This is a genomic window from Telluria beijingensis (genome assembly GCF_030770395.1).
Lineage (GTDB): Bacteria > Pseudomonadota > Gammaproteobacteria > Burkholderiales > Burkholderiaceae_D > Telluria > Telluria beijingensis.
Genome location: NZ_CP132480.1, coordinates 5,371,470 through 5,387,869 on the forward strand (window position 1 = coordinate 5,371,470; position 16,400 = coordinate 5,387,869).

At 69.0% G+C, this 16,400-nt stretch carries 15 protein-coding genes; 7 read left to right on the forward strand and 8 right to left on the reverse strand.

Annotated features, from left to right (window positions below):
- Nucleotides 1-2: 2 nt before the first annotated feature.
- Nucleotides 3-407, reverse strand: a complete 405-nt coding sequence (locus Q9246_RS23665) for a hypothetical protein (RefSeq protein WP_306393576.1) — start codon at nt 405-407, stop codon at nt 3-5.
- 120 nt (nt 408-527) lie between these two features.
- Between Q9246_RS23665 and Q9246_RS23670 the strand changes: the two genes are divergently transcribed.
- A complete protein-coding gene (locus Q9246_RS23670; RefSeq protein ID WP_306393579.1) occupies nt 528-1,208 on the forward strand; it encodes an SOS response-associated peptidase in 681 nt (226 codons plus the stop codon).
- A 69-nt stretch (nt 1,209-1,277) separates the two neighbouring features.
- Here Q9246_RS23670 and Q9246_RS23675 read toward each other — a convergent pair whose 3' ends face one another.
- The 4 genes from Q9246_RS23675 to Q9246_RS23690 form a co-directional block, all read right to left on the reverse strand.
- The gene (locus Q9246_RS23675; RefSeq protein ID WP_306393581.1) at nt 1,278-2,666 is read right to left on the reverse strand and encodes a DUF4214 domain-containing protein; all 1,389 of its coding nucleotides are present in this window, start codon (nt 2,664-2,666) and stop codon (nt 1,278-1,280) included.
- Nucleotides 2,667-2,906: 240 nt separating this feature from the next.
- A complete protein-coding gene (locus tag Q9246_RS23680; protein ID WP_306393582.1) occupies nt 2,907-4,061 on the reverse strand; it encodes a DUF1565 domain-containing protein in 1,155 nt (384 codons plus the stop codon).
- A gap of 309 nt (nt 4,062-4,370) precedes the next feature.
- Nucleotides 4,371-5,525, reverse strand: coding sequence for a right-handed parallel beta-helix repeat-containing protein (locus tag Q9246_RS23685; protein WP_306393584.1), 1,155 nt, complete (start codon nt 5,523-5,525; stop codon nt 4,371-4,373).
- A gap of 203 nt (nt 5,526-5,728) precedes the next feature.
- Nucleotides 5,729-6,217: a hypothetical protein gene (locus Q9246_RS23690; protein WP_306393585.1), complete on the reverse strand. Its 489-nt coding sequence runs from the start codon at nt 6,215-6,217 to the stop codon at nt 5,729-5,731.
- 232 nt (nt 6,218-6,449) lie between these two features.
- Between Q9246_RS23690 and Q9246_RS23695 the strand changes: the two genes are divergently transcribed.
- Complete coding sequence (locus tag Q9246_RS23695) at nt 6,450-6,809, forward strand: Lcl C-terminal domain-containing protein (RefSeq protein ID WP_306393587.1); 360 nt, start codon at nt 6,450-6,452, stop codon at nt 6,807-6,809.
- A gap of 63 nt (nt 6,810-6,872) precedes the next feature.
- Here Q9246_RS23695 and Q9246_RS23700 read toward each other — a convergent pair whose 3' ends face one another.
- Entirely contained in the window at nt 6,873-8,315 is a 1,443-nt protein-coding gene (locus tag Q9246_RS23700; protein ID WP_306393589.1) for a M20/M25/M40 family metallo-hydrolase, read from the reverse strand.
- Nucleotides 8,316-8,421: 106 nt separating this feature from the next.
- Complete coding sequence (locus tag Q9246_RS23705; protein ID WP_306393591.1) at nt 8,422-9,558, reverse strand: metallophosphoesterase; 1,137 nt, start codon at nt 9,556-9,558, stop codon at nt 8,422-8,424.
- A gap of 195 nt (nt 9,559-9,753) precedes the next feature.
- Here Q9246_RS23705 and Q9246_RS23710 point away from each other — a divergent pair, with 195 nt between their 5' ends.
- From Q9246_RS23710 to Q9246_RS23730, 5 genes are all read left to right on the forward strand, one after another.
- Entirely contained in the window at nt 9,754-10,239 is a 486-nt protein-coding gene (locus Q9246_RS23710; protein ID WP_306393593.1) for a glycine zipper 2TM domain-containing protein, read from the forward strand.
- Nucleotides 10,240-10,343: 104 nt separating this feature from the next.
- Nucleotides 10,344-11,306, forward strand: a complete 963-nt coding sequence (locus Q9246_RS23715; protein WP_306393594.1) for a protein kinase domain-containing protein — start codon at nt 10,344-10,346, stop codon at nt 11,304-11,306.
- Complete coding sequence (locus Q9246_RS23720; protein ID WP_306393596.1) at nt 11,303-13,639, forward strand: FtsW/RodA/SpoVE family cell cycle protein; 2,337 nt, start codon at nt 11,303-11,305, stop codon at nt 13,637-13,639. Before Q9246_RS23715 ends, Q9246_RS23720 begins: the two co-directional genes overlap by 4 nt.
- The gene (locus Q9246_RS23725) at nt 13,609-15,174 is read left to right on the forward strand and encodes a hypothetical protein (RefSeq protein WP_306393598.1); all 1,566 of its coding nucleotides are present in this window, start codon (nt 13,609-13,611) and stop codon (nt 15,172-15,174) included. The genes Q9246_RS23720 and Q9246_RS23725 overlap by 31 nt, the downstream gene beginning before the upstream one ends.
- 7 nt (nt 15,175-15,181) lie before the next feature.
- Nucleotides 15,182-15,655 (forward strand): SH3 domain-containing protein, encoded by a 474-nt coding sequence (locus tag Q9246_RS23730; protein WP_306393600.1) that lies wholly within the window; start codon nt 15,182-15,184, stop codon nt 15,653-15,655.
- Here the strand turns inward: Q9246_RS23730 and Q9246_RS23735 are convergent.
- Nucleotides 15,652-16,377 carry a hypothetical protein gene (locus Q9246_RS23735; protein WP_306393602.1) on the reverse strand — a complete coding sequence of 242 codons (726 nt, stop codon included), beginning with the start codon at nt 16,375-16,377 and terminating at the stop codon, nt 15,652-15,654. The two genes, Q9246_RS23730 and Q9246_RS23735, sit on opposite strands and share 4 nt — an antisense overlap.
- Nucleotides 16,378-16,400 lie beyond the last annotated feature (23 nt).

Sequence of the window (16,400 nt, forward strand, 5' to 3'; positions counted from 1 at the left end):
GTTCAGGTGCGCACCGCCACCAGCACCAGGGCGACCACCGCCAGCAGCGCCGACAGGCCGGCCGTCACGCCGAGCCAGGTGATTTTCTGGCGCTGCACGTCGATCTTGGCGATCAGTTGCGCGTTCTGGTCGGCCAGGTTGGCGATCAGCTCGGAGGCCGAGCGCATCTGGTTGCGCAGGTCGGTGAGCTCCGCATCGTTCTGCTCGGCGCGGGCGATCAGCAGGCCGATGATATCGTCTTCCTGGGCGGCCATCTCGGGCGTGAGCCCGGTCGCGGGGTCCACCGCGCCCGATTTGCGATTGACCGTGTCCCACAAACGGCGCGCGCCGGTCGCCACCTGGGGCGCGGCGCTGATCACGTCGCTCCATGGGACGGTCTTCAATACGGTCCACCAACCTGCTGCCATACCTGCTCCTTGTCAATCATATTATCCGGAGCATACCATCGCGCGACGGCGCGGCCAAACGCCGCACGCCGTGGCGCGTGGCGCGTGCTGCCCGGTGACGGCTTGCGCTACCATCGGATCATGTGTGGACGATTCGACCAGAGCCAGACGGCTCGCAACTATGCCAACGCGATCGGCTGGCTAGACGCCGTGTACGACAGCGAGTCCGATCCGGCCTATAACGTGCCGCCCGGCACCTACCGGCCCGTGCTGCACATCCAGGACGGCGAGCGGCGGGTCGACGATGTGTACTGGAGCTATCAGGCGCGATGGGCCAAGGGCAAGGTGCCGGTGACGATCAATGCCCGCCTGGACAAGCTCACCAACCGCTACTGGCGCGGCCTGCTCAAGTCGGGTCGCGCGCTGGTGCCGGCCGAGGGCTGGTATGAATGGACGGGCGAGAAAGGCCACAAGCAGCCCTGGCATATCCACCGTAAGGACCGCGCGCCGCTGTTCATGCTGGCGCTGGCCAACTTCGGGACGTTTACCGAGAACCGCGCCGAGGCCGGTTTCGTGCTGGTGACCGACGATGCCACGGGCGGCATGCTCGACGTCCACGACCGGCGGCCGGTGGTGCTGGACGCGCGCGATGCCGAGACCTGGCTCGACCCGGCGCTGTCGAGCGAAGAGGCGCTGGCATTCGCCCGCCGCGCCGCCCTGCCCTCGGATGCTTTCGAATGGCATGCGGTCAGCACGCTCGTCAACCGGGCCGGGCTGGGTGGGGCCGAGGTGACGCAGCCGGTCGATCTCGATGGTCAATAAAGGCGCCCCGGAGGCGCGCGCATCCGGGGCGTTCAGGCTGGCGGCGCTGCCGCCGGCATCAAGGACCGATCAACGCTGGTAGGCGCCCAGGTCGATGCTGCTGCCACGCGCCTTGCCGTCGATATCGACTTTCGGCGCATAGGTCGAAAGGCCGCGGCCGACTGCCGGCGAGCTTGCCGTCAGCTTGTAGTCCGGCGTTGCCGCGGCACGCGAGTAGCCGGCGAACAGCGGTTCCGAGCTGATGGTGCCGGTATGGGTCAGGCCATTGCGCAGCTGGAAGTTATAGGTCGTGTTCTTGGTGACCAGGTTGTTTTTGTAGGTGTTGCCCTTGCCGGTCGTACCTTGTTCCGAGATGCCGTACTTGTTGTCGTACACGATGTTGTTGTGCACGTGAACATTGTTGGCGCCCGCCTTCGTGAAGTAGAAGTCGCCACCGCCCACGATGATGCCGAACACCGACGAGCTCACCGTATTGTTGACGATCTGGACGTCGGTCGCGTCATGCCACAGGTGAATCGCAGCCGAGCCGACGCGGTAGACGATATTGTTCTTGATGTTGCCCGAAGTGCTGTGATAGATGCCCTGGACATAGGTGCAGCCGGCCGGGCCGATATCGTGCACGACGTTGCCGATCACATCGCCTTTCACGCCCTTGTAGTAGCTGTCCACGCCGATCGCCGAACCGCCGGCGCTATTGCACGGAATGGTGGTCGCCATATGGTGGACGCGGTTGCCTTCGATGACATTGTACGAACCGCCGGTATAGATGCCGTGGACCCACTTGGTGCCGCTGCCGAGCTTGCTGCCGTCGACGTCGAAGCCGATGATGCTGACGTAGTTGCCGCGGTTGTCCCAGGCGCTGTTATTGGTCGAGTTGGCCGGCGGGACGATCTTCGCACCCCACTTGGTGGTCGAGACCCAGTAGATGCGGCTGCTTGCGGTGCCGTTGGCGGTCGTCTTGAAGCCGCCGGCATAGGTGCCCGGTGCAACGAACACGGTGGTGCCGGCCTTGGTGACGGCCTTGGCGGCGCGCGCCAGGGTCTTGAACGGTGCGGCCTTGGTGCCGGCTGCGGTGTCGGAACCGGTCGGCGAGACGTAGAAGTTGTTCGGGGTGGCCGGGACCATGCTCGGGCCGGCGACAGGACCTGGATTACGCTTGGCGTATTCGGGGCTGCTCTTGATCTGCGCTTCGACGTTTGCCAGGCTGTAGCCACGATTCACCGCCTGGGTCCAGTACTGCAGGCCGCCCGCATCCGGTTCGCGACCGAGCAGGGTCAGGTACAGCTGGCGCACTTGTTCCTGGGCCGAGGCGGTCGCGCTGGCGACCGCGGCAGGCGCCGCGCTGTGCGGGGCCGTGGCGGCCTGGGCCGATGCGGTGGCGGCGAGCATGAGGACTGCTGCGGCGGCGCCGGTCAGGTTGGTGCGGAAGTTCGAGGCGATCATGGTGCTGCTCTTCATCTGAGGTTTCCTTCTAATCCGGTAAATATCCGGGCAATGGAGGGGCCACGCGCAGGGCGCGGCGGTCCACGCGGGGGCGTGGGCTGCTCCTGATGTGTAGAAGCGAACGGGGCGCGTGCGCCCGTCCACGAGAATCGCCAGCTGGCGCTGGCGTAGGTGACGCCGGATGAAGCTGGCCGGGGCTGGCTTCGGTCCGGGTCGATGCTGCTGGGGTGCTGCTGGGGTGCTGCCAGGTGCTGCTTAGCGCTGGTAGGCGCCGAGGTCGATGGCGGCGCCGCGCGCCTTGCCGTCGATGTCGACCGTCGGCGCGTAGGTTGCCAGGCCGCGGCCGACTGCCGGCGAGCTCGCCGTCAGCTTGTAGTCGGGCAGCGCTGCAGTGCGCGAGTAGCCGGCGAACAGCGGTTCCGAGCTGATGGTGCCGGTATGGGTCAGGCCGTTACGCAGCTGGAAGTTATAGGTCGTGTTCTTGGTGACCAGGTTGTTCTTATAGGTGTTGCCCTTGCCGGTCGTGCCCTGCTCCGAGATGCCGTACTTGTTGTCGTACACGATGTTGTTGTGCACGTGAACATTGTTGGCGCCGGCCTTCGTGAAGTAGAAGTCGCCGCCGCCCACGATGATGCCGAACACCGACGAGCTCACCGTGTTGTTGACGATCTGGACGTCAGTCGCGTCATGCCACAGGTGGATCGCAGCCGAACCGACGCGGTACACGATATTGTTCTTGATGGTGCCCGAGGTGCTGTGATAAATGCCCTGGACATAGGTGCAGCCGGCCGGGCCGATATCGTTGACCACGTTGCCGATCACGTCGCCTTTCACGCCCTTGTAGTAGCTGTCCACGCCGATCGCCGAGCCGCCGGCGCTGTTGCACGGAATGGTGGTCGCCATATGGTGCACGTGGTTGCCTTCGATGACGTTGTACGAACCGCCGGTATAGATGCCGTGGACCCACTTGGTGCCGCTGCCGAGTTTGCTGCCGTCGATGTCGAAGCCGATGATGCTGACATAGTTGCCGCGGTTGTCCCAGGCGGTGTTATTGGTCGAGTTGGCCGGCGGGACGATCTTGGCGCCCCACTTGGTGGTCGAGACCCAGTAGATGCGGCTGCTTGCGGTGCCGCTGGCCGTAGTCTTGAAGCCGCCGGCATACGTGCCTGGTGCAACGAAGACGGTGGTGCCGGCCTTGGTCGCGGCCTTGGCGGCGCGGGCCAGGGTCTTGAATGGCGCTGCCTTGGTGCCGGCGGCGGTGTCGGAACCGGTCGGCGAGACGTAGAAATTGTTCGAGGTGGTCGGGATCGTGGCGGCGTTGGCCGACATGGCGGCGGCCAGCAGAGCGACGGCGCCGGCAGCGCGGGTGACGTTGGAACGGATCGAAGCGGAGGTAGCGAAAGCGTGCATGAATGTGTCTTACCCTAATTAAACAATGTAACCCTTTGAGCGCTGGAAACTTCCTAAGTTCAACTTTTTTTGAGAAATTTTTTCTGCGGGCACTAAATTTTTTGGGGCAATGTTTCTATGGAAATTGAATACTCAGCAGTTCGGCATCCGGAAAAAGCGGGCGTGAGGCAGGAAAATCGATTGGGAGGATGCGGCGCGCCACACCATCGGCGCGTGCGGCGGCACGCGCGAGAGGTGGAAGGTGGAAGATGGAAAGTGAGAGGTTGACCAGAGGCCACGGGCCATGGCGGCCCGGGCGAAAAAAACCGATCAGAACTGGTTGGCGCCGATATCGATGCTGGCGCCGCGCGCTTCGCCTTCGATATCGTTGGCGGGCGCATACGTCGCCAGGCCGCGGCCGATCGCCGGCGAGCTTGCAGACAGTGCGAAGCGGGCGATACCCGTGGCGCGCGCCGTGGCGGCGAACAGCGGCGCCGAGCCGACGGTCGCGCTATGGCTCAAGCCATTACTCAGCTGGAAGTCGACAACCGTGTTCCCGTTGACCAGGTTGTTCTTGTAAGTATTGCCACGGCCCGTCGTACCCTGCTCCGAAATGCCGTACTGGTTGTCGACCACGATATTGTTGTGCACCTGGACGTCGTCGGCCCCGGCGCTGGTGAAATAGAAGTCGCCGCCGCCCACGATGATGCCGAACATCGACGACGCCACCGTATTGTTGACGATCTGGACGTCGCGCGCGTCGTGCCACAGATGAATCGCGGTCGACGCGATGCCGTAGACGACATTGTTCTTGACGGTGCCCGAGGTGCTCATATAGATGCCCTGAACATGGGTGCAGCCGGTCGGGCCGATATCGTGCACCAGGTTGCCGAGCACGGCGCCCTGGACGCCGCGGTAATAGCTGTCCACGCCGATCCCCGAGCCGCCGCCGCCGTTGCAGCCGATGGTGGTGGCAACATCGTGCACATGGTTGCCCTCGATCACGCTGAAGGAACCGCCCGTATAGATGCCATGGGTCCATGTGGCGCCGCTGGCGGGTGCGCTGCCATCGACGTCGAAACCGATGATGCTGACGTAGTCGCCGCGGTTGTCCCAGGCGCTGTTACTGCTGGAGCGCGCCGGCGGCACGATCCTGGCGCCCCACTTGGTGGTCGAGATCCAGTAGATGCGCTCGCTTGCCGTGCCGCTGGCCGTGGTCTGGACACCGCCGGCATAAGTGCCCGGGGCAACCCAGACCGTGGTGCCGGCCCTGGTCGCGGCCTGGGCGGCGCGCGCCAGGGTCTGGAACGGCGCGTCCTGCGTGCCGGCAGCCGTGTCGGCCCCGCTCGGCGACACATAGAAATTGTAGGGGGTAGCCGGCGGCGCGGCTTGCGCCGCCAGGGTGGCGCCCAACAGGGCTGCGGTGCTGGCCGCGCGTGCCAGTCGGGTGTGGACGGTCGACGTCCGGGTGAACGAAGTTGTCATGATGTGATTCCCAGGTCTGGCCTGGCGCTCGCCAGGCATTTGCGAGAGACAACATGTCCCCAGCGCGCTGCATCGAGCGCGACGGTCCACGGGCGTGGTCTCGCGGGTTGTGACAGGAGACGGCTCATGCAGCGCCGTGGATCAGTACCGGCGCCCGGTGACGCGCCTGCCGTGGCAGGCACAGGGATGGTGAAGCGTGGTTCCTACGCGGCAGGTGGCTGGGTGGCTTGCTGGCCGTCGGCGCTGGATGCCGCCGTCGTGCCCTGGATGGCGGCATCGGATGACGGTGCCGCGGAGTTGGCCTGATAACCGTTGAGATTGAATTCGTTCGTTGCCGGCGCGGGGCCGGCAGCGGTCGGATCGGCCGGCACGGCATTGGCGATGCCGGGGTCGGCGGGCAGGACCGCAGGCGCCGGCGCTTCCTGCGCGGCCGCATCGGCGGCCACCTGGGCCGTCGCTTCGGGCGCCGTTTCCTGGACGACTGCGTTTGGCGTGGCGGCATTGGCGCCCGCCACACCCGTGGTCCCGGCGCCCGATTCCTCCATGATGTCGCCGGCCGTCACGCCAGCCAGCGACTGCTGGCCGCCGGTCTCGTCGACAGCACCGCCACAGGCGGTGAGCAGGATGGCGGCGCTGCAGCACAGCGCAGCCTTGACACGGAGTGATAAAGCGAAGGTCACGGTTTTGTTCATCGAAAGTTCCTTACCTCAGTTAAACAATGTACCCGTTTGACTGAGGGAAACTTCCTAAGTTCAAATCATTTCGAGAAATATTTACGCGCCATATCAGAACTCCAAACGATTTTCCCTCATGGAACTCGAACGCCAACATGATCTAGATCGAACTGCGAATGAAACAAAACGTCGCGCTCGGCAGTCTTATCCCTCGGCTACTTAACGCGAGGTGATTTCAATGGGCGAATACATGCAAATCCGGGGCATGCTGCAAGATGGCGAAGAATATGCCGGTCTCATCTTGGGCAAGGACGAACCCGACTACCACCTGGTGCTCTTGCCAGGCGACTCAGCCGACGTCAGTTGGCCTACTGCCGTCGAATGGGCCAGTGGCCATGGCGGCGCGCTGCCGACGCGGCGCGAACTGGCCCTGCTGTTCGCGAACCTGCGCGAATCGTTCGAGCGCAACTGGTACTGGTCGAGCGAGCCGCACGCCACCCGCGTGCAGCTGGTCTGGGGCCAGAATTTCGCGAGCGGCATCCAGACCATCTATGGCCGGCCATATCGCGGGCATGCGCGCGCGATACGGCGGATCAGTACGGCGGCCTGAACGAGCGCAACGGGGCGCGATTGGGCGCGGCGCTCCAGGGCGCCGGCGCGCCGGCGCGACCGCTCAGGGCTTCGGCACGCTCGACCGGCCGATCTCCTGCTCCATATTGGCCAGATACCAGGCGGTCGCCGTCATCAGAGCCACGTGGCGGCGCAGGATGTCGGGATCGACCTTGTCCAGGGTGTCGGCCGGCGTGTGGTGGTAGTTGAAATAACTCGAGGTGTCGACCACCGGCGCGAAGCTCGGCACGCCCGCGCGCTCCAGGCCGGCCAGGTCGCCGGTCGCCAGCACGTCCTGGCGCTGGAACACATTGGCGCCGATCGGCTGCAGTGCCGCCTGCAAGGGTGCGAACAGCTTGACCGACTGTGGCATGACGCTGGCGCGCAGGCCGAATGGACGGCCGACGCCGTTATCGCTTTCGATGGCGCCAAAGTGCTTGCCTGCGTTCGCCTGTTCGGCGGCAAGGTAGGTACTCGCCCCGCGCTGGCCGTTCTCTTCGTTCATCCAGGCGATGAAGCGGATGGTGCGGCGGGGGCGGTAGTCGAGCTTCTTGAGCACGTCGAACACGGCCATCGCGCTGGCGACGGCCGCGGCATCGTCATGCGCGCCCGGCGACAGGTCCCAGCTATCGAGGTGGCCCGAGACGATCACGATCTCGTCCGGCTTGTCGGTGCCCGGCAGGTCGGCGATCACATTGAAGCTGTCGGCGTCCGGAAGGTTTTGCGGGGTCAGCACCAGCTTCATGCTCAGCGGGCCGCGCCTGGCCAGGCGCGCCATCAGCATCGAGTCCTCCGCCGTCACGGCCGCGGCGGGAATGCGCGCGCCATCGACCAGGCCCGACGAGCCCGTATGTGGCAGGCGATAGGCCGCGCCGCCCACCGACCGCACCAGCGCGCCGACCGCGCCGAGTTCGGCCGCCATGCGCGGGCCGTTGCGGCGGTAGGCCGAACCCTGTCCATAGGCGTGGCCGGCCAGGCCGCGGTCGGCCATGTGCTGGTCGAAGGCCACGTCGAACAGCACGATCTTGCCTTTCACTTCCGCGGCGCGCGTCTTGAGCTCGTCGAAACTTTTCAATACCAGCACCGGCGCCACCAGGCCCTCGGCCGGGGTCGCGCCCGAACCGCCCAGCGCGGCCAGCACCACGCGCTGGGTCACGCCCTGCGGGCGGCCGGTGTAGTCGACCAGCTCGCCGGTCTCGATGCCGCGCACCCAGTGCGGCACTTTCACCGGCTGCAAGGTCACCCTGGCGCCGAGCTTGCGCATGGCCTCCGCCACCTGGGTCACCGCCGCCGCCGCGCCCGGCGAACCGGACAGGCGCGGCCCGATCAGGTCGGTCATGTCTTCGGTGCGTTGCCAGGCGTAATCGCTGCTCATCGCCGTATCGCGGATCTTGGCGAGCGCGGCGGGGTCGTTGCCGGGGCTGGCGGCCAGGGCCGGAATGGCCAGCAGCGCGGCGGCGATGACGCCCATGGCGGGCAGATGGCGGAGACGGAGGCTGGGTTTCATGCAAAGAATCCTTGCTAATTCGAAAGGATTCAAACAATAGCGCATCCAGCACTATTTCGCCCTGTTTTCTTGCCGTAAGTACACCTCACATGCGACCACGACCAGCTCAGGCCGGCACCAGCCGCACCAGCGTGATTTCGGAAGGCGCGCCGAAGCGCTTCGGCGGTCCCCAGTAGCCGGTGCCGCGGCTGGTATACACCCACATATCGCGCACCCGGTTCAGGCCGGCGACGAAGGGCTGCTGCAGCGGCACGAACAGGTTCCACGGGAAGAATTGGCCGCCGTGCGTATGGCCCGACAATTGAAGGTCGAAGCCGGCGGCGGCGGCCTCTGGTGCGCTGCGCGGCTGGTGGGCCAGCAAGACCCGCGCCGCGGCGTCCGGCGGCGCGCCATGGGCCGCGCGCTGCGGATCGCTCTTGTGCTCGGGGTGGAAATGGTGGGCGGTGAAGTCGGCGACGCCGGCGATGACGAGGGCGGCGTCGCCGCGCCGGCGCACCACGTGTTCGTTCATCAGCACCGTCAGGCCCAGGCGCCGCACCTCGGCAATCCACTCCAGTGCGCCGGAATAGTATTCGTGGTTGCCGGTGACAAAGAACACCCCATCGTTCGCCTTCAGGCGCGCCAGCGGTTCGGTATGCATGGCCAGACGCTGCACGCTGCCGTCGACCAGGTCGCCGGTGATCGCGATGGCGTCCGCGCCCAGCGCATTGACCTTGTTGACGATGGCGTTCAAGTAGGGCCGCTTGATGGTGGGGCCGACGTGGATGTCCGAGATCTGGACGATGGCATAGCCGTCGAGGGCGGCCGGCAGGCCGCGGATCGGCACGTCGACCCGCACCACCCGCGCCACCCGGCGCGCGTTGACGTAGCCGACCACCGTCACCGCCAGCGCCACGAGGGGAACGGCGAGCGCGCTGGCGTGGACCAGCGCGGGCGACAGCGCGCCGAAGGGCAGCAGCGCCAACAGGATCAGGTCGCGCAGCAGGGTCGCGACCAGCAGCGACGAGAACAGGCCCATCGACAGCAGGCCCAGCCAGCCGACAAGGCCCGACCAGCGCCGCCGCCGCAGGGAAGACGACATCAGACCAACCGGCACCAGCGCGCCCAGGACGACCAGTGCGACAGTGCCGGCGAGATTGCCGGCCAGGCCCAGCCCCAGGTCGGGCAGCAGGCGCAGGCCGATATAGACCAGCAACAAGGCCAGCAGGGACAGGACGACGACGAAGCTACGGCTCGGGCGCATGGCAAGGGTGCGGTGACAGTGGTCGTGCCTAGATGGGGCGTCCGTCGCCGCTTGCAAGGCGGAATGTTACCGGCTGAGATGCAGTTGTAAAAAACTGTATTAACGGATGGAACAATTCGGGCCCGGGAATATAGTACGTCCATACCCGGTGTCGCAGTCATCATCCCGATCTCCGCCAGGGTAAAAGGAAAGACCATGTTGAAATCGACAACCCTTGGTGCTGTGCTGCTGGCCGCTGTCGCGGTATCGCCGGCGGCAATGGCCGGTGATCGTGGTACCAACACAGCCGTCGGCGCGGTGCTCGGCGCCGTCGTCGGCCACACCGTCGGCGGTACCGGCGGCGCCGTCGCCGGCGGCGTGATCGGCGCGGCAGTGGGCAACTCCATCAGCACCCGCGACGACCGCCGTCATTACGGCCACCACGGCGGCTACTACCAGTCGCAACCGGTGTACGTGCAGCCGCGCCCCGTGTACGTGGAGCCGCGTCCGGTCTACGTGCAGCCGCGCCCGGTCTACGTGGAATCGCGTCCGGTGTACGTCCAGCCACGCCCGGTGTACGTGCAACCGCGCCCGGTCTATGTCGAGCAGCGCGGACGCGGCTGGGACCGGCATGATCGCCATGACCGGCACGACCGCCACGATCGCTGGGATCGCGACGACCGCCGCGGCTACTACCGCTAAGGTCCAGCCACCGCCAGGCCAACAAGCCGCGCACCGCGCGGCTTTTTCATTGGCCCTCCGCTAGTCCCCCGCATCGGCGCCGTGCGCCAGGATCGGGGGACACCATGTACGAAGCAGGCACCGTCGTTTCGCTGGCCGGCGGCCAGTATCGCTTGCGCGAGGCCTTGGCCAGTTCGGCCTATGGCGTCGTCTGGCGCGCCGACAGCCTGCACGCCACCGGCAGCGTCGCCCTCAAGCTGGTCAACCTGGAACAGATGGCGCGCGCGCCATCCGGCCTGCGCGCGCGCTGGCTGGCCTGCGCAGCCACCGAGATCGCCTTCCTGCGCGGCCTGGCGCCGTGGGACGGGCGCCACATCGTGCGCCTGCTCGACAGCGGCGAGCATGCCGGCATGCCGGCCATGGCGCTTGAACTGCTCGACGGCGACCTGGCCGCCTGGCTGCAGCGCGAAGCGGCGCATGGCCGCGCCCTCGCACCTGACCGCGCGCTGGCCTGGGTCGGCCAGGTCAACCAGGCGCTGGCCAAGGTCCATGCCAACGGCTGGCGCTATCTCGACCTCAAGCCCGGCAACCTCCTGCTCGACGGGGCGAGCGACAGCGTCAAGCTGGCCGATTTCGGCACCAACCGCCGCCTCGACGACCTGCGCGCCCACACCTACGCCGGCACCGCCAACTGGCAGGCGCCGGAACAGTTCTTCCCCGACGCCGGCGGCTACGCCACCGAGGCCCGCACCGACTACTTCGCCCTCGGCGGCCTGCTCTACTACCTGGTGTGCGGCCGCCTGCTGCGCTACAGCAGCGCCTGCGGCCAGGCCTGGCAGGCGCACGGGCGCGACGCCGCGGCCAGCCTGCTGGCCGAACGCCATGGCCGTCCCGCCGTGCTGCAGGCCGACGAAGCGGCGCTGTTCGCCGGCCGCCTGGGTGCCGGCGCCGCGGCCGGCCTGGCGCTGTTGCGCGCCCTGCTGGCCGAACGCCCCGCCGAGCGCCCGCGCCACGCGCTCGACATCAGCCGCGGCCTGGCGGACACGCTTGCCGCCATGCAGGCCGCGCCGCTACGGAGCGCCGCATGAAGATGCAGCGCCCATCCCTCGGCAGTTCCCTCGCCTGGTCCCTGCTGGCGCTGCTGTGCGCCGTGCAGCTGCTGGCCCTGGCCAGGGCGCCGGCCGCCTGGACCCCGGCCAGCATCGCCGTGACCCTGGCACCCGGCGAGGCGATCGTGCTGGGCCGCCAGGAACTGGGCGCCCCGCGCGCCGCCGCGCGCCAGCTGGTGCTGCGGCGCGCGCTCGATGGCCGCTGGCTGCTGCGGAACTTCGAGCCGCGGCAGCCGCTGGTGCTGCGCCGTGGCGAAGCGCGCGAGCGCAGCAGCGAGCTGCCGCTCGCTGCCGGCCAGCGCATCCAGGCCGGGGCCCTGCGCTTGCAGGTGGTGGCGGCCGAAGCCGGCCGGGTCACCCTGCACGACGGCGAACAGACCTGGACCTACGACGGCGCCACCGTGCTGCGCGACGGCGAGCCGCAGCCGGCCTGCCCCGACACGCCGCTATCGGCGCGCGCGGTTGCAGCCTGGAACCGCTGGCTGCCGCAGGCGCTCAGCCTGGCCCGTCCGGTGGGCCTGGGTGGCCTGCTCTACTGCGGCAACCGCATCGCCGCCGGCGCGCTCGAAGCGGGCGACGCCACCCTGCTGCGCCAGGCCGATGGCCGCATCGCCCTGGCGGCGCGCGGCGCCCAGCCGGTGCTGGTCGCGAGCGGCGCAGCCTGGCAGGACGCCGCCCGGCGCGAACTGCCGCTGGCCGGCGTGGACGCCTTCGCCGTCGGCCGCACCCTGTTCACCCTGGCCGACGACGGCGCCACCCTGCGCCTGACGCCGTCGCGCCAGGTCGCGCTGGCTGCCGCACCTTCCAGGCTGCTGCCCGCCGCGGTGAGCTGGCGCTGGGAACGGCGCGACCACTTTTCACTGCCCGCCCCACCGCCGCTGGCCTGGGCCGCGGCGCTCGCCGTGTTGCTGGCAGCCCTGGCGCTACTGGCGCCGCAGCTGCGCCAGCGCCAGGACCGCGTTCGTCCACTTGCGGCGGCGCTGCTGGCCGCCACCGCCATGCTGCTGCTGGTAAGCCAGCGCAGCGCCGGCGCGCCGGGCGCCGCCGTCTCGCTGCTGCTGGGATGGGCCGCGCTGTGGCTGGCCATGCTCTACCCGCGCCGCGCGGCGCTGCTGCCCTCCAGCGCCGTGCTGCTGCTCGGCGCCGGCCTGCTGGTGCAGCTCGAGATGGGACTGGGGGCGGGCGACACCGCCTGGCTGCGCCACTTCCAGAACACCACCGCGCTGCTGGGTCTCGGCCTGCCGGGCGCCCTGCTGCTGCTGTCCTGCTTCGCCCGCGGCGCCGTGTCGCGCCCGGTCACCGAGCGGGTGCTGCTGGTCTTCGCCGGGCTGGCACTGGGCGGCCTGCTGCTGCAGGTCTGCTTCGGCAGCGAGACCGGCGTGTTCGACATCCAGCCCTTCGAGTTCGCCAAGTTCGCGCTGGCCGCGCTCAGCGCGCACTGCCTCGCGCTGGCCGCCGGCGGCGCTGGATACGAGCGGCGCGACTGGCGCTTCTGGCTGCACATGGCGGCGCCGGTGCTGCTGTTTATGTTCCTGCTGGCGGCGGCGCTGGTGCGGGTCGACGATTATTCGCCGCTGGTATTGCTGCTGGTGTGGAGCGGCGCGATGCTGCTGGCCTGGTGCGCCAGCCGCGGACGGCGCGCGGCGCTGGCCTCGATCGCCGTCGCCGCCTGCCTGCTGGCGGCCGGCGGCGCGGCAATGCGCGCCGGCGGCGACCTGCTGGGCGCCTTCGGCTTCTATCCCGAGCGCTTCCAGGTCTGGAGCGAACCCACCATCCACCCGCACACCGGCCAGCAGATGCTGCAAGGCAGCCGCGCCATCGTCCAGGGCGGCTGGTTCGGCGCGGACGGGCTGCTCGGCATGGCGACCTTGGGCGGCGCGGCCGGCGAGGCACTCGCGATCCCCGCCATCCAGGACGACTTCGCGCCGTCCTTCCTGCTGCACCGCCACGGCCTGGCCGCGGGGCTGGCCCTGTGGACCCTGCAGGCGCTGTTCCTGGCGGCCCTGCTGCGCGCCGCCGCCGGGGCCTGGCATGGCGCCCAGGGCGCCCGGGACTTCCGGCGCGCCTGGATCGGCCGCTTCCAGTGCTTCGCCCTGTGCGGCGGCGCGGCCTTCGTCGCCGGCCACCTGCTGCTGTCGTGGGGCACCAACCTGGCGATGTTCCCGATCATGGGCCAGCCCATGAGCTTCCTGTCGGCGGGCGGTTCGCACCTGCTGTTTTTCATCTGCCCCCTGCTAGCGTTCGGCATGGCGAGCAACCAGTTCAACGAGGAGAATCCATCATGCCGGTCTATGTCCAACACGAAGTCCTAGGCAAGGTCCAGGACGTGTTCAATGCCGACGCCCTGTGGCAGGCGCCTGGCCTGGCGCTGTTCGCGCGCCGTCCGCTGCTGCGCGACCTGCTCGAGCGCTCGCCGCGCGAGCAGCGCGGGCGCGCCGCCACGCGCTGCTTCTCGCACGTGACCCTGGTGCTGCCGCAGGACGAGGTCGACGACGACCGCCACCTGACCCGCGGCGCCCGGGTGCGCGACCTGGCGCAGTCGCTGGCCGCGCTGCACCAGAAGGATTTCGGCGACCTGCTCGGCGGCGACGAAGTGCGCTACCACGTGCTGGGCAGCGACGGCATCGCCCCGGGCGAGGTGCAGGTCAAGTTCGGCCACGCCGTCTACCTGCCGGCGCCGGGCGAGCAAGTGCAGTACACCGTGACTGCTTCGCGCGACAGCGCGATCTGGCAGCCGGTGTGCGCGATCTATCCGAACCAGCGCCTGACCCTCGTCGGCCAGGACGCGGCCAGCGCCACCTTCGCCGTGCCCGGCTGGCCGTTCGGCGCGGACGGCGGCCTGCTGCTGGTGAACGACGGTCCGGACGCGCCGCTGGAACTGCAAGTGCGTCCCAAGGACAGTTTCGAGTGCCGCTTTGACGCCGCCAACGGTTACTACGTCTTGCGCGGCAAGGGCGCCAGCGCCCAGCGCCTGCTGCTCAAGATCGCCCGCGCCCATGCCGGCGTCCGCCCGCAGCCGGCGCCAGTCGCCACGCCGAGCGCGCCGCCGCAGCGCAGCCCCGCCGTGTGGAAGGCCCGCACGCCCAGCGCCACCCCGCCAGCGGCCGACCTGACCGCGATGCCCGTGGCCACCCCCGCGCCGGTGCCGAAGGCCGCAACCCCGGTGGCCGAGCTGGATGCCACCTACGCCCCGGTGGCGCGCCACCGCATCGCGCTGGCCGCGCTGGCCCTGCCGCGCCTGAGCCGCTACCGCGAGACCGGCGCCCAGGCGATGGAAGTCGGCCTCGATGCCCAGCTGATGCCGAGCGCGCCGGGCAAGGATAACCTGATCCGCTTCGCGGTCGACGAGGCCGACGAACTGCATGCGATCACCTCCGCCGGCCGCCAGCGCATCGCCGTGCCGTCGCAGTTTTCCCCGCTCGATAACGCCAGCATCCGCCTGCTGGCGGTGCAGCAGCAACTGGCCGAGCGCTATAGCGCGCTGCTGGTGCTGCCAAAGGGGCCGTCGCAGCCGGCGGCGGCCGGCACCCGCCTGACCTTCGGGCGCGGCATGCCGGCGCTGGGTGCGCTGCGCGTGCTCGACACGCCGCAATTCGTGCGCCACGGGGACGGCGCGCCGGCCGCCAGCGCCGACCGCCTCGGCCTGTCGCGCAATGCCTTCAGTTGGGAAGCGTCGAGCGACGGCCTGCGCGTGGCGCGCCTGTCGCCGACCCAGGCGCTGTACCACCTGGACGAGCACCTCGCCCTGGTGGCCCAGGTCGAGACCGCGACCCAGGAGCAGCCCTACCTGATCCCGCCGGGTCATCACCTGGTGGCCGGCCACTACGTGCTGCGCTTCGACGCCTGAGCCGCCGATGGTTTCCATGACCCACGTGGCCGCCTTTGGCGCCGCCCTGGTGCTGACCCTGTGCGCCTGCGCCTGGCTCACGCCGCGCGCCTGGTGGCGGCGCCCGACCGCGCGCACGCTGGGTGTGCTCGGACTCGGCACGGCGGCCGGCGGGACCTTGCTGCTGGCCCTGTTCGGCAGCCCGGCCGCGCACCCGGTCGTCGGCCCGCAACCGGTCCTCGCCGCGCAGGCGCCGATGGATTCCGGCGCCGACGTGCCGGTGGCGGGCGCGCGCTACCGCACGCACGATGCGCTCAACCTGCGGGTGGCGGGCGGGGTCGGCGCCGAACGCCTGCTGGTGGTGCCTGCGGGCGCGCGGGTCGAGGCGACCGGCCGCCGCGACGGCGACTGGTGGCAGGTACGGGCAACAGTCGACGGCCAGGCGGTCGAAGGCTGGGCCAGCAGCCTGTGGCTGCGGCGGGCGGACGAAGGCCGCGGTTAGTCGCGGGCGGTGCGCCAGACCTGCCGTTTGGGCGGCGTTTCGTGCTTCGGACACGTGGTGAAGCGCTGCTTGCCGTGCATCTCGATCATCTCGATGCCGGTCGTCGGCGCCCGCTCGGTGATGCAGTAGGTGCCCCTGCCGGTGATGACCCGGGAACGGCGCGCGCCGTCGCCGGTATTGTTCACCAGTTCCTCGACCTTCGGCGCTTCGAACAGGCCGGGCGCCGCCATGGCGCGGGCATGTTCCATCCCTTCGCGCATGCGGATCTGCGGGCTGTCCGGCGGCGCGACGATCAGGGGTTTATTCTCTTTGCGCAGCGCGCGGTCGATGTCGCCGACGCTGCGCCGTGCGTTCGCCAGGATCTCGGCGGCGCTGGGCGCGGCGACTGGCGGCGCGGCGGCCGCTGCGTCGTCCACCATTAGCGCGGGAACGGGGTCGGCCCGGACCGCAGGCACTGCCGCAGCCTGGGGCCGGGCCGCTCGCGCCGGTTCGGCCGGCGCCGTCTCGACGCGCGGCGCCGGCGTAGAAGCAGGCGCCGGGGCGGGTAGCGACAGCCACAGCATCGCCTCGTCGCTGCCTTCATCCGTGCGCGGCGGCAGCTTGCCAGACAGTTGCCAGGCCACGATCAGGGCCAGGTGGACGCCCAATGTAACGGCGACGCCGGTGAAGCGGTCATGGCGGGCGCCGAACGCCGGCGGGAGCGATTGAGAGATGCTGGACATGGACCAGCAGTATAGCGAGCCAG

Coding starts and splice junctions, on each gene's coding strand:
- Q9246_RS23665 (WP_306393576.1), bottom strand. CDS start 407: ATGGCAGCAGGTTGGTGGACCGTATTGAAGACCGTCCCATGGAGCGAC.
- Q9246_RS23670 (WP_306393579.1), top strand. CDS start 528: ATGTGTGGACGATTCGACCAGAGCCAGACGGCTCGCAACTATGCCAAC.
- Q9246_RS23675 (WP_306393581.1), bottom strand. CDS start 2,666: ATGAAGAGCAGCACCATGATCGCCTCGAACTTCCGCACCAACCTGACC.
- Q9246_RS23680 (WP_306393582.1), bottom strand. CDS start 4,061: ATGCACGCTTTCGCTACCTCCGCTTCGATCCGTTCCAACGTCACCCGC.
- Q9246_RS23685 (WP_306393584.1), bottom strand. CDS start 5,525: ATGACAACTTCGTTCACCCGGACGTCGACCGTCCACACCCGACTGGCA.
- Q9246_RS23690 (WP_306393585.1), bottom strand. CDS start 6,217: ATGAACAAAACCGTGACCTTCGCTTTATCACTCCGTGTCAAGGCTGCG.
- Q9246_RS23695 (WP_306393587.1), top strand. CDS start 6,450: ATGCAAATCCGGGGCATGCTGCAAGATGGCGAAGAATATGCCGGTCTC.
- Q9246_RS23700 (WP_306393589.1), bottom strand. CDS start 8,315: ATGAAACCCAGCCTCCGTCTCCGCCATCTGCCCGCCATGGGCGTCATC.
- Q9246_RS23705 (WP_306393591.1), bottom strand. CDS start 9,558: ATGCGCCCGAGCCGTAGCTTCGTCGTCGTCCTGTCCCTGCTGGCCTTG.
- Q9246_RS23710 (WP_306393593.1), top strand. CDS start 9,754: ATGTTGAAATCGACAACCCTTGGTGCTGTGCTGCTGGCCGCTGTCGCG.
- Q9246_RS23715 (WP_306393594.1), top strand. CDS start 10,344: ATGTACGAAGCAGGCACCGTCGTTTCGCTGGCCGGCGGCCAGTATCGC.
- Q9246_RS23720 (WP_306393596.1), top strand. CDS start 11,303: ATGAAGATGCAGCGCCCATCCCTCGGCAGTTCCCTCGCCTGGTCCCTG.
- Q9246_RS23725 (WP_306393598.1), top strand. CDS start 13,609: ATGCCGGTCTATGTCCAACACGAAGTCCTAGGCAAGGTCCAGGACGTG.
- Q9246_RS23730 (WP_306393600.1), top strand. CDS start 15,182: ATGGTTTCCATGACCCACGTGGCCGCCTTTGGCGCCGCCCTGGTGCTG.
- Q9246_RS23735 (WP_306393602.1), bottom strand. CDS start 16,377: ATGTCCAGCATCTCTCAATCGCTCCCGCCGGCGTTCGGCGCCCGCCAT.